This window comes from Dietzia massiliensis (assembly GCF_018390595.1).
In the GTDB taxonomy this organism is placed as follows: domain Bacteria; phylum Actinomycetota; class Actinomycetes; order Mycobacteriales; family Mycobacteriaceae; genus Dietzia; species Dietzia massiliensis.
The window spans coordinates 1-313 of sequence record NZ_JAHBAV010000379.1 but is presented as its reverse complement, the minus strand read 5'-3'; the positions used below and the strand labels follow the sequence as shown (position 1 = coordinate 313).

At 74.4% G+C, this 313-nt stretch carries 1 protein-coding gene; it reads left to right on the top strand.

Going from position 1 to position 313, the window contains the following annotated elements:
• A partial coding sequence (locus tag KHA85_RS17635) for a hypothetical protein (protein ID WP_213186768.1) occupies nucleotides 1–313 on the top strand: 313 nt, incomplete at both ends.

Sequence of the window (313 nt, the reverse complement as noted above, 5' to 3'; positions counted from 1 at the left end):
GCGCAGCCGCCGCTCGGAAGAGGACCTGATCGCCAACACCCCGGCCGACGGCCTGGTGGCCGGCCTGGCGACCATCGGCGCGCAACGGTTCGGGCGGGCCGCGGCGCAGGCCGTTGTGGTGTCCTACGACTACACCGTGCTGGCCGGCACGCAGGGCATGCGCAACCACGCCAAAACCGATCGCGCCTTCGATCTGGCCGCGCGCAAGCGGCTGCCCGTGGTGCTGTTCGCCGAGGGCGGCGGGGGCCGACCGGGCGACACCGATGTCGGCGGCGCCGCCGGACTCGACGTGCCGACCTTCCGGATGCTGGCC